At 52.8% G+C, this 17,712-nt stretch carries 13 protein-coding genes; 1 reads left to right on the forward strand and 12 read right to left on the reverse strand.

The genetic code is table 11. From position 1 onward, the window contains the following. Positions 1-24: 24 nt before the first annotated feature. From KHS78_RS16920 to KHS78_RS16950, 7 genes are all read right to left on the reverse strand, one after another. Positions 25-789, reverse strand: a complete 765-nt coding sequence (locus KHS78_RS16920; protein ID WP_211829710.1) for a 5-oxoprolinase subunit PxpA — start codon at positions 787-789, stop codon at positions 25-27. Beyond that, positions 782-1,753: a 5-oxoprolinase subunit C family protein gene (locus KHS78_RS16925; RefSeq protein ID WP_211829712.1), complete on the reverse strand. Its 972-nt coding sequence runs from the start codon at positions 1,751-1,753 to the stop codon at positions 782-784. The genes KHS78_RS16920 and KHS78_RS16925 overlap by 8 nt, the downstream gene beginning before the upstream one ends. Then, complete coding sequence (gene pxpB / locus KHS78_RS16930; protein WP_211829713.1) at positions 1,753-2,439, reverse strand: 5-oxoprolinase subunit PxpB; 687 nt, start codon at positions 2,437-2,439, stop codon at positions 1,753-1,755. Before pxpB ends, KHS78_RS16925 begins: the two co-directional genes overlap by 1 nt. A 57-nt stretch (positions 2,440-2,496) precedes the next feature. Continuing rightward, complete coding sequence (locus KHS78_RS16935; RefSeq protein ID WP_343216931.1) at positions 2,497-3,177, reverse strand: TetR/AcrR family transcriptional regulator; 681 nt, start codon at positions 3,175-3,177, stop codon at positions 2,497-2,499. Continuing rightward, complete coding sequence (locus KHS78_RS16940) at positions 3,158-4,549, reverse strand: APC family permease (protein WP_211829714.1); 1,392 nt, start codon at positions 4,547-4,549, stop codon at positions 3,158-3,160. The genes KHS78_RS16935 and KHS78_RS16940 overlap by 20 nt, the downstream gene beginning before the upstream one ends. Positions 4,550-4,625: 76 nt before the next feature. Further along, positions 4,626-5,717, reverse strand: a complete 1,092-nt coding sequence (gene aguA, locus KHS78_RS16945) for an agmatine deiminase (protein WP_211829715.1) — start codon at positions 5,715-5,717, stop codon at positions 4,626-4,628. A 55-nt stretch (positions 5,718-5,772) separates the two neighbouring features. After that, positions 5,773-7,164 (reverse strand): APC family permease, encoded by a 1,392-nt coding sequence (locus KHS78_RS16950; protein ID WP_211829716.1) that lies wholly within the window; start codon positions 7,162-7,164, stop codon positions 5,773-5,775. A 513-nt stretch (positions 7,165-7,677) separates the two neighbouring features. Between KHS78_RS16950 and ptcA the strand changes: the two genes are divergently transcribed. Further along, entirely contained in the window at positions 7,678-8,724 is a 1,047-nt protein-coding gene (gene ptcA / locus KHS78_RS16955; protein WP_211829717.1) for a putrescine carbamoyltransferase, read from the forward strand. 237 nt (positions 8,725-8,961) lie between these two features. Here ptcA and KHS78_RS16960 read toward each other — a convergent pair whose 3' ends face one another. The 5 genes from KHS78_RS16960 to KHS78_RS16980 form a co-directional block, all read right to left on the reverse strand. Next, positions 8,962-10,257 carry a S1C family serine protease gene (locus KHS78_RS16960; RefSeq protein ID WP_211829719.1) on the reverse strand — a complete coding sequence of 432 codons (1,296 nt, stop codon included), beginning with the start codon at positions 10,255-10,257 and terminating at the stop codon, positions 8,962-8,964. Further along, a complete protein-coding gene (locus tag KHS78_RS16965) occupies positions 10,254-11,687 on the reverse strand; it encodes a hypothetical protein (RefSeq protein ID WP_211829721.1) in 1,434 nt (477 codons plus the stop codon). The genes KHS78_RS16960 and KHS78_RS16965 overlap by 4 nt, the downstream gene beginning before the upstream one ends. 416 nt (positions 11,688-12,103) lie before the next feature. Further along, positions 12,104-14,056, reverse strand: a complete 1,953-nt coding sequence (locus KHS78_RS16970) for a PQQ-binding-like beta-propeller repeat protein (RefSeq protein ID WP_211829723.1) — start codon at positions 14,054-14,056, stop codon at positions 12,104-12,106. A gap of 83 nt (positions 14,057-14,139) precedes the next feature. Beyond that, a complete protein-coding gene (locus KHS78_RS16975) occupies positions 14,140-15,519 on the reverse strand; it encodes a DUF1329 domain-containing protein (protein ID WP_211829725.1) in 1,380 nt (459 codons plus the stop codon). A 19-nt stretch (positions 15,520-15,538) separates the two neighbouring features. After that, on the reverse strand, positions 15,539-17,356 hold the full coding sequence (locus tag KHS78_RS16980) for a DUF1302 domain-containing protein (RefSeq protein WP_211829728.1): 1,818 nt from the start codon (positions 17,354-17,356) through the stop codon (positions 15,539-15,541). Positions 17,357-17,712 lie beyond the last annotated feature (356 nt).

Genomic DNA, 17,712 nt, shown 5'->3' on the forward strand with positions numbered 1-17,712 from the left:
CGCTTTCCTGTGTCCAGCCATCGGTTATTTCGATCGGTCTGTGCAGAAGGGCGGTTGAATGGTGATGCTGTGTTGTGTCAGGAATGCATGAGCTGCCTGGGCGAAAACCAGTGCATGCGCACCATCACCATGCAGGCACAGTGTGTCTGCCTGTACCGGGATGGTGTCTCCATCGATGGTGGTGACACAACGATTGGCAACCATGTCGTGGATTTGGGCCAGCGCCTGTTCATCGTTCTCTATCAGGGCATTGGGTTGGCTGCGGGGCATCAGCTGCCCATTGTGCTGGTAGGTTCGGTCGGCAAAGACCTCATGCACAACCTTAAGGCCCAGGGTGCTCCCTGCTTTAACCAGTTCACTGCCAGCCAGCCCCACCAGTATCAGGTCAGGATTCAGGTCGGCGATTGCCTGGGCAATGCAGCGGGCCAGTGTCGTATCACGGGCGGCCATGTTATACAGCGCACCATGGGGTTTTACATGATGTAATCGCCCGCCTTCGGCATGCGTAATCGCCGTCAATGCGCCGATCTGGTAGAGCACCTGCTGACGGATGTCAGCTACCGGAATAGACACCTCATGACGTCCAAATCCTGCTTTGTCCGGGAAGCCGGGATGGGCGCCAATCGCGACATTGTGTGCCAGTGCCAGTCTGACTGTTTCTGCCATCAGGCGTGGATCTCCGGCATGAAATCCACAGGCAATATTGGCAGAGCTGATATACGGCATAATGTCTTTATCGTTATCAGCGCCCTCTCCCAGGTCACAGTTGATATCCAGTGTGTCAGGCATGCACGATGTCCTTCCATTTGTATTCTGCTGCAATTCTCAAGCGTTGCAGGTATTGTTCTTGTGTTCTTAGTAGCGACTGAGCGTCGTTCAATTCAATGGGTTCAAAGCGCAGGTTATCGCCGGGCTTCATTTGCGCCAGTCGAGGGATGTCGACACGGATCACCTGTCCCATTACCGGATAACCACCGGTTGGCTGACTGTCGGCCATCAGAATGATCGGGTGGCCGTCATGAGGCACCTGGACCGTGCCAATGGTGACACCTTGTGTGAGCCTTTCGGTCTGATCTTTCCGGGTAATCGTGGGACCGGTCAGACGATATCCCATGCGATCGGAGGCGTTATCAATACCGAACGGCTGGTTGAACAATGCATGCCAACTGTCGTCTGAGAATTGCTCATGATCGGTTGTGGGTAAGATCCGAACAGGGCGGGATGTAGCGTCGTACATCAGGTCTTGGCTTGGAAACCAGTCAATATCGAGTGTGGGGGATAAGGGGTAAGGGATATAGGGCAGGTTATCCCCGGTCGCCAGAGATCTACCATGAAAGCCACCGATACCTGCACGCAGGTAGGTACTGGCACTTCTCATGATGTGATCAACATGCAGTCCGCCTTTTAGTGCAAGATAGCCCCGACAGCCCTGACGAACGGGTCCCAGTTTCAGCGCTTGACCGGCCTGTACGACAACAGGCTGGTAACACGGCACAGGCTGGTCTTCCAGTCGGGCAGTGACAGTACCCCCGGTCAGACAAATCACGGTGTCAGCATGAAAGCGCAGCGTTGGTCCTGTCAGCGTGTATTCCAGTAATGGAGATGACGCCTCATTCGCAAGCATCAGGTTGGCGATGCGAGCTGCCAGGCTATCCATTGCGCCGCAGGCCGGAATCCCAAGATGGCGGAAACCATGACGCCCTGTATCCTGCACGGTGGTGAGTATGCCGCCATCCTCAATGGTTAAGGACATCAGGTATCCTCCCAGTGTTCAAAGGTATCGCGGCTGATCGCCTTGAAACGCATCTGGTCGCCCGGTTGTAATAGGGTTGGAGTCGAGTTGTTAAGATTGATCAGTTTTAGTGGTGTTCTGCCAATGAGTTGCCAGCCTCCTGGTGTTTCCATGGGATAAATCCCGGTCTGGCTGCCAGCAATGCCTACTGACCCAGCAGGAATTTTCAGGCGTGGTGATTTTTTTCTCGGGCAACTAATGTCGGGATCCATGCCAGCAAGGAAGGGGAAGCCTGGAGAGAATCCGAGAAAATGCACCCGGTATTCACCCTGGCAATGACGGCGGATGACGTCTTCTGGCGTCAAGCCACAATAATACGCGACCTCGGCTAGGTCAGGAGCAAACACGTTGTCATAGCAAACCGGAATCTCAATCACCCGGGCCGAATGCCGAGATTGGTCCGAAAGACGAACGAGGCATCGTTCTAGTTCAGACCACAACGCTTCATAAGTGAGTTGGCAGGGATCGTAGTGCACGGTCAGGGTGGCAAAAGCCGGTACCAGTTCCTGCACTGCAGGAATCTGGGCACGGGTGATCAGCTCGGCCGCCTGATGCACACGATCATTGACCGTATCACTGATTGCATCACCCAGTGTGATGAGTAATGCGCTGTCGCCTAATGGCGAACCGGTAAAAGGGATCGTCATAGCAATGACTCCGTCGCTGCAGCAGCGATGATCACCCGGTTATTATTCGCTGATAAATTATCCGACAGTATCACGCCGTGGCAAATGTGCTGGCAAATAAAGGCTCAGGTACGCTTTGGCTGCACGCCAGCCTTCCCGTGCCATAGTGTCGGTAATATTGCCATATTCCTGGTGGGACATGGCATAGACTTTATCCGCCACCTGCAGGGCAATGGCAAAGATATTGTAACTTTCCGGCAGTGGTGGCAGCAGGTAGAACTGCGCATAGATGGCCTGGATGCGCCGTCCCATTTCATCGTCGTGCTGGTGATCCGCCGCCAGAATATCGCTATGCAGATGCTGGCCGAGAATCAGGGCACGGGCCATGGCGTTATTGCGATAATAGTCCTGCATCCGTTTTTCCAGGGTACGGCCAATATCGCTCCAGTGTCTTATGTCATCCGCCTGAATGGGTTCATCTATACACTGGTCAAATGCTTCGAACACTTCCACCGAGAGCGCTTGCAGGAGTGCTTCCAGCTTGGGGAAAAAATGGTAAACCGACGACGGTGGTATGTCTGCAACACGGGCAACGTCGTACAACGACAGGCTGGTAATCGACTCCGAGGTGACCAGCTCACGGCCGGCTGACAGAATCCTGCGACGCCGCTCCAGGCTCCGGGCCTGATGCTTGCGGCCAGAGCTACTGGCCGTTCCGCCTTTGTCCGTGTCATGAGTTTCAATCAACAGCGCATTCACCCAAAACCTCCTTACCGGGTGAAGCCTTGTTTTGACACACCCATTCACCAATACCCATCACAATAACCAGCCCAAGGAGTGTCGACAGGGTATGGGGACTGTCGAAACGACCTGGGGGCAACACGAAAAACACGGCAGCCTGTGCAGTAAATAACAGGGGCAGCACGGTGACCAGGCGAATCAGCCAGGGATTATCAGGCAATTGCCAGCCATCGGGATTGTGGCCGTCCTGTTTTTTAAGCACCCGGTACGCCGGGAACAATAGCAGATAAGGCAGCAGTAAGATCAGGCTGGCAAACGAGAATAGTCCCCAGTAAAGCTGTTCGGCCGAACCGGCCATGAAACCGTACAGGATAATCGCTGCTGATGATACGACACCTGTCAACAGACTGGCGCCCAGCGGTGTGCCATGGCGGGGATGCTCAATGCCAAACACGGCAGGCAGTGCCCCGTCATGGGCAGCTTCAGCCGCGGCGCGGTTAGAACCCAGGCTCCAGGTGACAATATTGGAGACGAAACTGAACAGTGCGAGCAGGCCAAGCAGGATGATCAGCCCGTCACTGCCGGGCAACGGTGCAAGCAACCGTTCCAGCGTGGCCAGCAGACCGGAGATCAGGCCGATCTCATCCACAGGAAGAGCAACCAGCATACCGAAAACGGCAAACAGGTATAAAACCGTAATAAGGACACCGGCGGCCAGCATGGACACGGGCAGATCCCGACGGGGGTCGTCCATTTCGTCGCCAGCACAGCAGACCAGGTCAAAGCCTATCATGGAGAAAATAATCACAGGAAAGAACTGTAGTCCTTCATCCCATTGGGGCACCAGGGCGGAGAGGGTAATCGCGTTGGCAATGCCGTCGCGCAGAGCAGTGACAACACCGCCAATGCCGAGTAACAGCACAATCAGAATTTTGCAGCAGGCGCCGATATTGGGCACCCATTTGCCGGTATCCATCGACAGGCAGCAGATTGCCACAGCGACCCAGGTCGCAACCAGTGCAAAAATGATCTGCACGCTGAGTGGCATGTTGGGCCAGAACAGTTGGGCAAAAACACCGGTCATCATGATAAAGACAGCGGGCATCCACAGGGCAACGTTGATCCAGTACAGCCAGCTGGTGCGGGCCGCCCAGCGGTGACCAAAGGCCTGTTTCACCCAATGGACAATGCCGCCCCGGGAGGGGCGACAGGTGCCCAGTTCCACGCTGATCAGGGCATAGGGAATAGCAAAACAGAGAAAGGAGAGCAGCCACCAGGTCAGTGACTGTATGCCGATGGCCGCAGCCGCTGCCAAGCCGTCGATAGTGAGGATGGCGCTGATGGTAAACAGCGTGATATCACGACGGGTCAGGCGGCGGGCTGCAGACATGGCGGTCTCCCAGTTGACGACAAAGGTCCATAACGTTGAGCTGGCGGAACCGGGCAGTCCGGTTCCGTATCCGGGTTTACACGGCAGGGACCTGCTGGGTGATACAGTGCACGTTGCCGCCGCCTAGCAGGATTTCACGGGCATCTACACCGACAATGTCATAACCCGAGAACAGATCCGCAAGCAGGGCGCGGGCATCGTCGTCACGGGCCGGATCCAGCAGGGGCAGGATGATCCGCTGGTTGGTGATCAGAAAGTTGGCATAGGATCCGGCCAGGCGTTCACCGGCGCTGCGCTCCATACCTTCGCAGGCATCAATACCGCCGGCTTCGTCTTCACGGATGAACAGCGGGCCGGGGACGTGCATCTTGTGGATAACCAGCGTGCGACCGCGGGCGTCGGTAGTGCTGCTCAGGGCTTCATACGCGTTCTGGGAGATTTCATACTGTGGATCATTTTCATCGTCGCACCAGGACAGAATCACTTCGCCGGGACGAACGACGTGGATCAGGTTATCCACATGGCCGTTGGTTTCATCGTTGTACAGCCCCTGCGGAATCCAGATGACTTTCTCAATGCTCAGGTAATCTTTCAGTACCTGTTCAATGTCTTCTTTGCTCAGGTCAGGGTTGCGACTCGGGTGCAGCAGGCACTCTTCAGTGGTGTAAAGGGTACCGTCACCATCCACATGGATGGAACCGCCTTCCAGGATGATGGGCGCCCGGTAGTGGCTGTCGCCTTCCATTTCACAGATTTTGTGGGCTACCTGGTCATCACGGTCCCAGGGGAAGTAGAGGCCATCGACCAGCCCACCCCAGGCATTGAATTCCCAGTCGACACCACGGCGCTCACCCTTGTCGTTGACCACATAGCTGGGGCCGATATCCCGCATCCAGGAATCGTTGGTGGTGATTTCCACCACACGGATGTGGTCAGGCAGCAGGTTGCGGGCATTGTCGTACTGTCCGGCGGACACAGCCATGGTGAGCGGGGTCACTTCGGCGATGGCCTTGGCAACGTTGACGAACGCCAGCTGCGCAGGTTTGCCGCCATAGCGCCAGTTGTCGGTCCGTTCCGGCCAGGCCATCCACATGCCAGCATGGGGTTCGTGTTCGCCGGGCATCCGGAAGCCGTCTTCGCGTGGTGTGGTTTTGTAAGTCGTGGTCATGGCGATGTTCCTTAATACGTGACTATTTTTCGTTTTCGGTCATACGACCCCGGACTTATGCCGGGGCGTGAATCATGCGTTTGACGGCGCCCGCCAGAATCCATTCACCGATGGCGATAGTGGCGATGATACCGATAGCCACCGGTGCACTGTAGGCCCAGTCGATGTTGCCGTTGGCAATGTCAGGGAAGATGAACAGGACGACGGCCTGGACAATGAACAGGAAGCAGATGACGCTCAGGGCAATCTGGGTCTTCATGCCACCGGGTACCTTGTAGGGGCGTTCGGCATCCGGGTCGGCCATACGCAGCTTTAGGTAAGCCGGGAACATGAACAGGTAAGGCAGCAGGAAGACGCAGGAAGAGAAGGCAAAGACAGACCAGAACAGCTCGTCGCTTTCACCGGAGCTCAGGCCGTAGAGGATGATGACCACGGTGGAGACAATGCCGGTAATGGTGTTGGCGCCGATCGGGGTGCGGTGCTTTGGATCTTCCTTGCCTACGATGGCGGGCAGTTCGCCGGCCTGTGCGGCTTCCATGGCGGCGCGGCTGGCGCCCATGGTCCAGGTCACCATGTTTGCAATAAAGGTCAGCAGGGCGAGGATACCGATGCCGTAAACCATGAACTGGCCGAAGGCGCCGTCACCGAACAGGGTGCGCAGAGTGGAGATGATGCCGGCAACCAGGCCGATTTCTTCCACCGGCAGAGCCATCAGGATGCCGATGGTGCCGAAGACATACAGGCCTGTGACAATTGCGGCAGAGATCAGGATGGACTTGGGAATATCCCGGCGGGGATCGCGGATTTCGCTGCCCATGCAGGCGATCAGCTCAAAGCCCATCAGGTTGAAGATGATGACCGGCAGGAAGCCCAGGCCGGAGTCGATGGAGGGGGTCATGCTGCTGAGGGTGAATTCGTTTGCAACGCCGTGCTGGCTGGCATACCAGAAACCACCGACACCTAATACAACAATGACCGCGACCTTGAACAGTGCGCCGAGGTTGGTGACCCAGACACCGGCATCCACCGAGATATTGCAGATCCAGATGGTTAGCCAGGTCAGGGCGATACAAATGATGATCTGTATCGACAGGCTCATGGTCGGGAAGAACATCTCGGCGAACATGCCGGCAAACATGATGTAAACCGCCGGCATCCACAGCCCGACGTTAATCCAGTAAAACCAAGTAGTGCGTACCGCCCACTTGTAACCAAATGCCCGCTTGACCCAGTCATAAATGCCTCCTTCACCGGGATAGGTGGTTCCCAGTTCGGAGGAAATCAGGCCATAAGGAATGACAAACAGCACCAGGGTGATCAACCACCAGGTAATAGAGGAAGGGCCAATCGACGCTGAGGCGGTGAGGCCGTCAACGACCAGCACCGCACAGACACTGAACAGGGTAAGGCTGGAAAGCCCCATTTTTCCCGTGGACTCCGTACTCATCATGCAACTCCAGTCAGGTGAACAGTCTTCAGTAAGCTGCTGGCGCGGGCCTGGTCTACCCTGAATCCCTTTCTGGTGGCCGGCGCCGGACAAACTGTTATCAGAGGAAGAAGTCCGTCTGTTCGGGCCGCCGCCTCTTTGTTGATGGCGTTCATGATAAATGTCCATAAATATCGAATCTTGATGCAGGTCATACTTCGATATTATTCCAATAAATATCGGTTTAATTTCTATTCGTGTAATTGGCATGGATATTTATTGATCGTTATTTTGCTTTTTATATGTGTTTCGGTGGGTTTTTACGGTTTTTGTTTTTGTAAGTATGGGGTTTTATCAGATTTGTTGAAATAAATATCGACTTTTGATCTCGGTCAATATCGACTTTTATCGAAAGCTTATGATGCAAACCAACAGAACAAACAACGACCGGCAGCGGCGGCCTTCGGTGCCAGCGCGGGTCATTGATGAGTGAACAATCCCGGCTTTAAAGACCATAGAAGTAGGAGCATCACCATGAAACTGCCATCTTCCAGCGCCACTGAACTGCACAAGCCTGAACTTAAGCACTTCCTCAAGACCCAGGACTTCACCCGCCAGGAATTGACCGACATCCTGGAACTGATGGGCATGCTGAAAGAAGCCCGCAAGGCCAACGCGGTTCCCCAGCTGTTTGCCGGCAAGTCTGTTGCCATGATCTTCGAACAGCCTTCCACCCGTACCCGTGTGTCCTTTGAGACTGCTGCGACGATTCTGGGTGGTCACGGTCTGTTCCTGTCTCCGAAAGATATCCACCTGGGCGCCAAGGAATGCCTGGCGGATACCGGCCGCGTCCTGTCCCGGATGTGCGACGTGATCATGGCCCGTGTTGACGATCACAAGACCGTTGCCGGTCTGGCGGAATACTCTACCGTTCCGGTCATCAACGGCCTCTGCGACTGGCTGCACCCAACCCAGATCATGGCGGACCTGTTCACCATGATGGAACACCTGCCGGAAGGCCGTAAGCTGGAAGACCTGACCGTGGCTTTTGTGGGTGATGCCACCAACGTCTGCTCTTCCCTGATGTTTGCCTGCACCAAGTTCGGCATGCACTTCAAACACATCGGACCCAAGAAGTACCAGGCACCCCAGATGTGGCAGGACATCGCTAACGAAAACATCAAGACGTCCGGCGGCCGCCTGACTGTGACTGACAATATTGATGAAGTGGAAGGCTGCGACATCCTGATCGCGGACAGCTTCTACTGGTTCGGTCAGGAAGCGGAGAAGGAAGAGCGTCTGGCAGCCTTCATGCCGAAGTTTGTGATTACCGAAGAAATGATGAAGAAAGCCGGCGAAGACTGCCTGTTCATGCACTGTCTGCCTGCCAACGATCAGCGCGAGTGCACCCGTGAAGTCATGGACGGCGCAAGCTCCCTGATCTTCGACGAAGCCGAAAACCGCCTAACTGCGCAGATGGCCCTGCTGGTTTACCTGACGCACAAGAGCATCAAGAAGCCCAGCGAAGAAACCCTGGCTTACCACGCAGACAAGATCGGCACCCTGCTGAGCCGCATCTAACCGGAAATGTTGGTCAGGCTACCTTTCTCCGGTCTGACCGGACATTGAAACCGGGCTCCTTTTGGAGCCCGTTTTTTTCTGGTTATTAAAATGAAATTTTGAAAAAAAAATGGTCACAGGACAGGAGAGTACGTTGTATTGATGGCTTATATGATGTGTCAGATTTTAACTGGGATGTCCAATTGATTTTGATACTATTGTTTTTCCCGGTTACAAAAATCAGCTCATTATAAATCACTAAAAATGGCCAAATCTGAAGGGTTCGCTGTAGTCACGCTTTTGGGCAAATACCAGATGAACCGTTTTTTTCTTTCCTCCACGCATGACATCAATGGCTAACTGAGTGTGTCGCCATGCTAGCCAGCGATTCAGTGATGCTATAGATTTTTTGGATAAAATATGTGCGAATTGCTGTATAGATGTAATGTTTTCACCGCTTATATTGAGGATAATATCATGGGTCATTAATGTTTGGTCAGAGGCAGGAAAAATTCCATTTTCAACATATAAACGGTTGCCTTCTTTTGAAGTGGCAACGTTAAAACCTAACAAATGATGTACGACACAGCCATATTGAATCAGACTGTGTGCTGAGAATATAACGGTTTGTGCGGGTGTAAATAAGACACTGGAGCATAGGGGGAGAGTACACGCGCGGCGTCGCTCAGCAGCCCCTGTGCATGGTATTCTACAACCACCTAGACCTATAGACATACCTTCAAAGCCTTGGTTGGACAGAATCATCCCACCAGAGCACGGCATATCCGGTGCATACCAAAGTGGCCAGATAACGCCGTACCTAGAACATTTAGTTGATACTGTAAAGTATCTTTCTATAAATGATGGACAATCTGATTGTTTATCGAAGAATGGTACTGTAAATCGTGAAAGTAGAGACAGTGTTTTATTATTTGCTTTTAACTGGCTTTTGGAGAAATTTAAATTGATATTTTCAGGGAGTACAGCTTCTAAAATGGCTGTATCTGAATAATCATCGGATGCCAAACGTTTATAGAAACGACGATGTGCATCCACAGTGTTGCAATACCATATAATGCTTTTATTTGCAGCGTGAGCACAGGTGACTATATGTCCACTATTATCAAAAATAAAACCATTGGCAAAATCCTCAAAGTCCTCGTCGGGATCCGTCATTGCTTCCAGACCTGCAGAAATAATGTATGGTTCTGTTTGCAATAATGTATTGTCATCTAACTCGGCCGTGGTATCGATGTCGTCACTGGTGTTTGTTTTTGAAAGCAAGGTGCCACTTAGTAAAAAAACAAATGTTGGAAGTTTATAGTTGTTTGATAAAGGCACGTCAGGTGTTGTTTTATAAAGCCTGGGTGCCTGCTGAAGTTTACATGTTGATTTAATCCATTTTTCTTTTATTTTTTTTGAAGGAGTGAAATTTTGCTTTAACTTATAGAGTCGAGAAGCAATGTTTTTTTGTAATACGTTAAGTACTTCTGATGTTCTGCTTGTAAACTGTGTAGTATTTGCAGGTATTGCATGGGTTAATAACACTCTCAAAACATGTTACCTGCATCGCTTTGTTCACTGTCAGAATCAGAGCCATCTTGAGAAGAATCAGAACCATTAAGTGAAACCGTTTCCTGACTCAAGGTCTTATCTAACAAGCGTGGCGCTTCTGGCGCGGTGTAAATGTGTTCTTCCGGATGACAATATATATCCTCGATACCAGGTGGTTTTTTGCGAATATCTGAACAGGGATATCGATGGGCTTTACCGGGTAGCCATGGAAAACAGTTAACGGGTCTTTCAAGTCCCCAGATCAGCGAAACGATAAGTCTGACAGATCGATATGCACCAATCAGTGATGCGGGCGCGGTACATTCCACGGCGCAATCCCCTTTAGAATACATGGGAATGATATGCACAAATGTGAATAGAAATGCGCGCAAACCTCTGGGAATGCTTTCGGCAAAAGGGGTTCCGCACATGCCACAGCAGGCAGGACAGAGAAGTGGTGTTTTGGGGCGGTTTTGAGTTGCTGTACTCGGTGTCTGTTCTGGATCCTGGCTCTCTGGCACGCCTTCATAATCGCTAAGACGATCAGCAAACCAGTCATTCCATATATAGAACTTTGAATCAATCGTACGCGGGAGGGGTTGGTTCTGCTCTGCCATTTTATCAAAATCAGGGCTGGTGGTAGGCTCAATGTCATCATCTGGCGTTGTGGTATCCGTTCGGGAAACGGGCCTACCTTGTTTGATGGTTACTGTTGCCGCTACTTCGTTGGTTTCAGGATTAAAGAAGGTGACTTTTCCATCAAGCGTTCTCCATAGCGTTAATAGTGCTGATAATTCTTCACTGAATTCGCGCTGAATGCGTTGTAGTTCGCTGTTATCCTCTGGAGCTTGGCTTCTGCTGGATTCAGACGTATAGAGTGTCTTAATGAATGCTTTCAATGCTTCAAACTTGTTGGCCAGATTTTCTTCATGGCGGATAATTTGTTGTCGAATAGGTGGGGTTAGTCTTTCACAGGGATCGGTGACTTCCTTCCAGAGGGTAAGGCCGCTGTCAGAATGCTTATCTTTCAAAGATTGGAAGTACTCTATAATCTGTATGTGGTATGCCTTCAGTTGTTCAATTATCCGTAGTTTATCTTCCCAGGTTTCGCCGGGATGGTATGTTTGATAGTGCTTGTAACGATTAATAAATGTTTCAACAATGACACGAATAAAACCAGCAAAAAAACCAAGAATGGCCGCTAACGGAATAACAATAATGGTTACGATTACTTTACAGGTAACAATGACAGCTTTGATAAAATAATCACATAAATGTTTTGTCTGGTTGATATCTTCGTCATCTTTCTGCTGCTCTGACGATAAATAGGCTTCTGGCTGTTCTGGAGAGGCTGAATTTGTCGCTTTAGAATAGTCAGCTGTCTTGCTTGATACAGAAGGAATTTGTTGGTTAGGGATCGCTGCTAACATAATTACTCCGAGCTTGTGAGTTATTCTTATGACTGCGATTGCAGTGTAATGTTCCTGAAATATTTTAAGAAAATGATGGAAAAGTAACATTTTTCGTGTGTGTTATCTTGGTGTTATGTATACAAACTATTCATAGTATGGATTGAAATGTATCGGTTAAATCCTTTCTATAACGTTACCTGATTACCATCATTTATTATCTTCTGTAGTGATGAATTCACTGAAAGTCTTGAGGGCAGGTGATAAAAACAGTTGATTTAATTTTGAGGTGTCAGTGCAAAGAGACTTATGCGTACTTTATCCCGTGTGGTATCTGGATGTCTTATAAAAGTGCTGAAGAAGAGGGGGATCTGGTATTGGTTTGAAAGGGTACTTTGTAGGTGGCCATTTGCTCTTTGAACAAATGGCCACACTATTTATCGACTGGCTAGTTCTGTGTTAGGTGGTAGTGAAGCCGTTTGTATCGCTGTGCAAAGTGAATCTGCCTGCTCTGCTGCAGTGGTTGGATTCTGCACATTGACGGATAACTGTAATGCTTTCAAATGACTGGTCAGGCTTTTGTCCAGCGCTTGTTCCTCCAGAGCCGCAGTGGCGGCCTGACTGGCTTGTTTCAGTAATACACCCGCTTGGAGGGTATCGGCTTCACTGGATGCCGGATTATCCTGCTGAAACCTGGCGGCATTCTCCAGACGTATCGCGGCGGCACAAACCGCATCACGTACCAGAAGGTCGTTACGCACCGGCTTGTATCTGGCAATTCCACCTGTTAACGGTTTCACCAGTGGTCCCAGCAGTGCACGGCTGACGGCGCGACGGATTGGCGAGTGGGCGATGTAGAAACCGCCATCAGGGCCAGTAATGGTGGTAGCGACGGATTCTTCCACGCCTTCGGTATACGAGATTACCTCACCGGTTTCCCGATCCAGCAAACCGACGCCGACGGAGACCGGTAATCGCACTGTACCTTTCTCAAAGCCAGCGCCCAGTATCACGGCAATGCCGTTGGCGGTGATAGAGGCTGTCAGCATATTCAGGTTTTTCTGGCCGAAAACTTCCGGGTACATGTCCAGGCTGGCGCGCCAGATGACATCAGCCTTGTCACCGCGATCCTTGAGTTTGAACAGCTCACCGGCCGTGATGGCATAGAGTTCATTGTTCTCCGACGCTACGGTGATAGATGCCAGAATCTGTTCACCAACCGATTGCCGCCAGAGTTCATTCAGCGCCTGATCAAAGGCGATCACATTACCATTGTCGTCTGAAACATACACACGCGTACCATCAGCGCGGAGTGCAGGTGTCGAACCGGTTCCTCCCTTGAACCAGGTACTGGCCGCCACCTCAAGGCGGTATTGGCCATTACCGGCAGGTACCATGTCGATGCCGTACAGGGCGCCATTCTCTGCCAATCCATCAATCGTGCCATCGGCTTCATCTGGAGCGGTGGCGGCGATAAAGAAACGACCCGTCATCGGATCAATGGAAAAATAATTGGCGATCTTAACGCCGCCGCCAAACAGCACATCGGCGACCTTGCTGAATCGTCCACCGACCTGGGGATCTTCACCAAAGACTTTTTTCATGACCTTGTCGGTACGCTTGGTGACCCACTTTCCGGGACGGCCGGTCGTTGCCCCTTTGGCGGGTGCGCCAGGTATGGTAAAGGCTTCTGCCAGAATGGGTTGTCCTGTTTTACGATCCAGTGCAAAAACGGAGCCGTCCATCAGCAGGCCGACAATACTGTCTGACTGGGGGTGATAGCTGGCGCCAAAGTTATGGGTATTACGATCATCGCCGGGCTGCAGGGCCGGTTCCCTGAGACCGGTCGGGACATCCCAGATAACACTGCCATCCTGACGCACGGCCAGTGCCCGTTCGTAGAGTGTCAGGTAAATGATCTGTTGTCCCGGGTTGTCCGGATCCTCCAGCACCAGTGGTGTACCGCCGCCCTGTGAGAGTGGTTTGCCAGTAATAGACCAGCGTCGTTCACCCGTTTCCCCGTCAAGGCTGACTAGGACCACTGGCTCTGAAGGGGTGACCGGGCTGAAGTAAAGATTGCCCTGTCGGTCGATAGAGGGACCTTCGGTAATAAACAGGTGTTTTTCCACCACCCAGTCCAGTTCAACGTTGGGAGCAGTGGCTGTCAGAACCTCATCCGAATTCCGGGTACTGGCATGGAGTGACCGGAAGGTGTCGTTAATCCCAAGCACGGGATGTACAGGTGCGGCATGACGGGGACCGTCGGGACGCCATTCACTCAGTGGCGGGGCGTCATAGGTTTTTGGTGTTTTCAGGTGGTCATTCAGTAGCGTACCGGCAATGGCCAGACCAGCAACGACTGTGCCTGAGATCAGCAGTTTCTTCGCCATGGGATACCTGTTTTATGGTTATTGTGAAAGGCATGGAGCGACCGTAACCACTGCCTGTTGCAGGCAGTGGTTACGGTATAGTTTTATCGACCCCAGCGACGGATGGCCGCTGGCGTGTAATCGGATTTACTGGCCAGCTGCCCGAACACCAGCGGTTTCTTGTAACTGTTGGCAATGCCGTTGGTGATGTAGCGGCCGGAGTGCAGGTCATAGAAGACTTCCGTCGCTAGCCAGGGGACCTGGTGTGGGTTCAATTGCAGGGCATGGGCCATACCCACCCGCCAGAGCTGGTCGCGAGTATCATACAGATCAATGATGGACGCCTGCCAGGTATCTTCATCAATGTAGAAGGTGCGTTTGCCATAGACATGGCGCTGACCTTCTTTCAAGGTAGCCTCGACCACCCAGACGCGATGCAACTCATAGCGGGCCAGTTCCGTATTGATGTGGCCGGGGCGGATGATATCCGCATTACTCTGGTTTTTGTCGTAAAGCGCATAGCTGTTGTAGGGAATGAAAATTTCCTGTTTTCCCTTCAGTGTCCATTCATATTTGTCTGGCGCACCGTTGAACATGTCCAGGTTGTCAGACGTTTTCAGGTTGTCGCTGCTGGTGGCCGGATTGTCGTAGGCAATGTTTGGTGCCCGACGTACACGACGCTGGCCTGGCAGGTATTTCCAGGCACGGCGGGGTTCTGCGACCTGGTCAATCGGTTCGTGCACCAGGGTGACTTCACCGGCCATCCTGACGGGTTCCAGCACTTTAGACTTGTAGAGAAACAACAGGTTCGACTCTTCTTCGAGGTCAGTAATACTCGGGAAGAAGTTCCAGATGGTTTGTTTGGTGATTTCCCGGTAATCGCCATCCGCTTCGGCAATGACCTGACTCAGGGTCAGGTCCATGCTGTCGCCACGGTAGCGCAGCATGTGGTTCCAGATCACTTCCAGTCCGTTTTCAGGGATCGGAAAGGCGACACCGTTCGCCAATCCGGTGATCCCGTTACCCCCATCCAGCAGTGTCGTGGTTTCTGCATTACTGCGAGTCGCCTCGTAGACGGCGTCCGGGTAGCTGGCGCTGCGTCGGGTAGGGTAGACCTTCATCTGGAAGGAGCCCGGGTAACGCTTGAACATCGCCAGCTGTCCGGGGGTTAGCCGGTCACGGTATTGGTCAATATTGTCCGCCGTGATGGTGAACAGTACCGGGTCATCGGCAAACGGGTCGGTCATATTACCGTCTGCCTGCATGGCACCCTGTTCCGGCTTCAGACCGCCGGTCCAGGCTGGGATGGTGCCGTCAGCGTTACCGGCTTTCTCGGCACCGATCGGTGTCAGTGATGGACCCAGTGGGGCAGTCGCTGATGAATCTGAACTGGCCTGTGCCAATGGCGTCAGTGCCAGCATGGCGGTCAGTGCCAGGGTTCTGGCAGAAGTCACGGTGCGAATCAGAGTATCGACAGGTTGCATTATTCTTGTTCTCCCATGGTCAGAAACTGGCGCTGACGCTGAAACTCATGTAATCACGGTCGTCCAGGGTGCTGTACTTGTTGTTGCCGAAGAAGCTGGTGTACGACAGTGTGGCTTTGTAGTCATCACGGTAGATGGCGCCGAGTGTCAGCGTGGTAGCCATCTGGCCTTCCTCAAACGCGCCGCCGGGCTGGTAGGCATAACCGTTGACGTCATGGCGGAATGACAGAGAGGGCTTCAGGGTTACGCCGGGCATTACGCCGCTGTAGACCAGCGTCGCATTCAGGCGGTAGCCCCAGCTGTCGGATGTCGTGTAGCCCTCATTGGTGCAGAAGTCATCGGTGATATCGTCACTGGTATTGCAGGTGCCGGAGCCGTCATCGCCGGGTCCGAAGATCGCGGAGCGACCATAGCGGTTGTCATCCCCCAGCGCACCGACATGCATGAAACCCACTTCACCGACCAGCGCGAGCTCGGACGCACCGAGTATCTGCGGGAAGGTATTGATGGCCGTCATCTGTACCTGGGTGACCGGTTTACGCACATACCCCTGGGAAGCCTGACCATAATCCGCTGCACCATCGCCACCGGCGGCAGCATCGGCGAGCAGGTCGTTGATGTTGATTTGCAACGGCATATTCGGGCGATAGGTCAGTTCACCGCTGAGTGACCAGCCGCTGTTCAGGCTGGTATTGAAGCTCAGGCCGTACAGGCGAATATTGTCCGGGAATACCGCGTTGTAGGTGGCTCCCTGGATGAAACCGGCGCCTGCGGGATGGGTCGGCGCGTAAAAATCGGTGTCTCCGGATGGTCCGATACCGATGGGCCGGTATTGCGAGGGATCCGCATTAGTAGCGTCCAGATACGGGTTGCGGCTGTGATAATTGATAAAGTACAGGCCGAACTCGGTGCCATTGAGTGCTTCTGCATAGTATTTCAGTGAAGCACCCCACTGGCCGCTGTCACCGGGCAGGTCATCCGCGGTGCGGTCAATGATGGTGTTACCCCCGGTGCCACCGATATTTTCCTCTTCCTCGTTCGACAAGGCAGCCTGGGTATAGATGGGGCCACAACCAGGCTGGATGGCATCGGTTGATGCAAAGAAGGTATTACAGCCGTCCAGTACGGTGGGCCGCCAGTTGAACTGGTAGAAACCCTCCAGGGTCATTGCCGGTGTCAGGCCGATGCTGCCATATAGCATCTCGACAGGCAGCAGGCCCTCCTTGATCTCAACACCGGGACGATTAAAGGCGGCGGCATCCAGAGGATTGATAACATTGACGCCCCCCTGCAGGAAGGTGCTCTCCCCCCAGCTGAGTACCTGTTTGCCCAGGCGGATATCCACCGGCATGTCGCCCAGGTCGAAGTAGGTCCAGCCGTAGGCGTCCAGTACTTCGATGCCGCTGAAACGGGCCAGGTCGTCAAACCCGCTGTCATCGAAATCGGTATAGCGGCCGTTTTTGGTTTCCAGCCAGTGGTCGTACCAGTATTTGACGCTGCCCTTGAAACCGTAATTGCGATATTCCAGCGTCAGTTCTGTCAGCCCCTTGTACTGGTTGGAGATGACATCGCCTTTACCGAAGTTCAGCCGGCCATTGTCCGCATTGGGGCCGGTGCCGCTGCCGGGCTTGATGTCGAGGTTTTTGCTTTCCCCGTAGGTATAGAGCTTGCTGTCCGGGTCCTGCATGCTGACGCTGACGCCGGCACTCAGGGTGGTGTTCAGGCTGCCGGTGATCTCACCGTCTGCGGCGTCAAAGGTAATGGCCATGCCCTGGGGCGTGGTCAGGACTGCCGCCAGCGTCAGTCCCGGCATGATTCGGGTCTTGTTGTTATTCACATCGGCACCGTTGTTATTGTTGTGGTGTGTCTATCTGTATGTGCGTTGCCCGGGAAGCAGGCAGATTGGTTCGTTGGAAATTCTACCGACAGGGGCGGGGAGATATCCGGACATTTTGGGACAAGCTGTTGACCGGGGAGGCCAAATGTTCGGGTTTTCATGTCATAGTGAAATCAACAGGTTCGTTGATATCAGGAAATGTTATTTATTCAGTAAAAACAATACGTTAGTCGTATTTGAATAATAGGTGGCTGGTTTACAATCAGAAGTAGTAGCCAATATCAGGGATGGACAGACAATGAATGGATCAGGTGTTAATCATCCCCCTAACGGATTGACCGTACCGGTATCAGGTC

The sequence above is a fragment of the Kistimonas asteriae genome, assembly GCF_018263925.1.
Lineage (GTDB): Bacteria > Pseudomonadota > Gammaproteobacteria > Pseudomonadales > Endozoicomonadaceae > Kistimonas > Kistimonas asteriae.

What these genes read in the sequence shown, in the direction of transcription:
- KHS78_RS16950 (WP_211829716.1), bottom strand. Translation starts at nt 7,164, where the DNA reads ATGAGTACGGAGTCCACGGGAAAAATGGGGCTTTCCAGCCTTACCCTG.
- KHS78_RS16965 (WP_211829721.1), bottom strand. Translation starts at nt 11,687, where the DNA reads ATGTTAGCAGCGATCCCTAACCAACAAATTCCTTCTGTATCAAGCAAG.
- KHS78_RS16970 (WP_211829723.1), bottom strand. Translation starts at nt 14,056, where the DNA reads ATGGCGAAGAAACTGCTGATCTCAGGCACAGTCGTTGCTGGTCTGGCC.
- KHS78_RS16975 (WP_211829725.1), bottom strand. Translation starts at nt 15,519, where the DNA reads ATGCAACCTGTCGATACTCTGATTCGCACCGTGACTTCTGCCAGAACC.
- KHS78_RS16940 (WP_211829714.1), bottom strand. Translation starts at nt 4,549, where the DNA reads ATGTCTGCAGCCCGCCGCCTGACCCGTCGTGATATCACGCTGTTTACC.
- ptcA (WP_211829717.1), top strand. Translation starts at nt 7,678, where the DNA reads ATGAAACTGCCATCTTCCAGCGCCACTGAACTGCACAAGCCTGAACTT.
- KHS78_RS16925 (WP_211829712.1), bottom strand. Translation starts at nt 1,753, where the DNA reads ATGTCCTTAACCATTGAGGATGGCGGCATACTCACCACCGTGCAGGAT.
- aguA (WP_211829715.1), bottom strand. Translation starts at nt 5,717, where the DNA reads ATGACCACGACTTACAAAACCACACCACGCGAAGACGGCTTCCGGATG.
- KHS78_RS16920 (WP_211829710.1), bottom strand. Translation starts at nt 789, where the DNA reads ATGCCTGACACACTGGATATCAACTGTGACCTGGGAGAGGGCGCTGAT.
- pxpB (WP_211829713.1), bottom strand. Translation starts at nt 2,439, where the DNA reads ATGACGATCCCTTTTACCGGTTCGCCATTAGGCGACAGCGCATTACTC.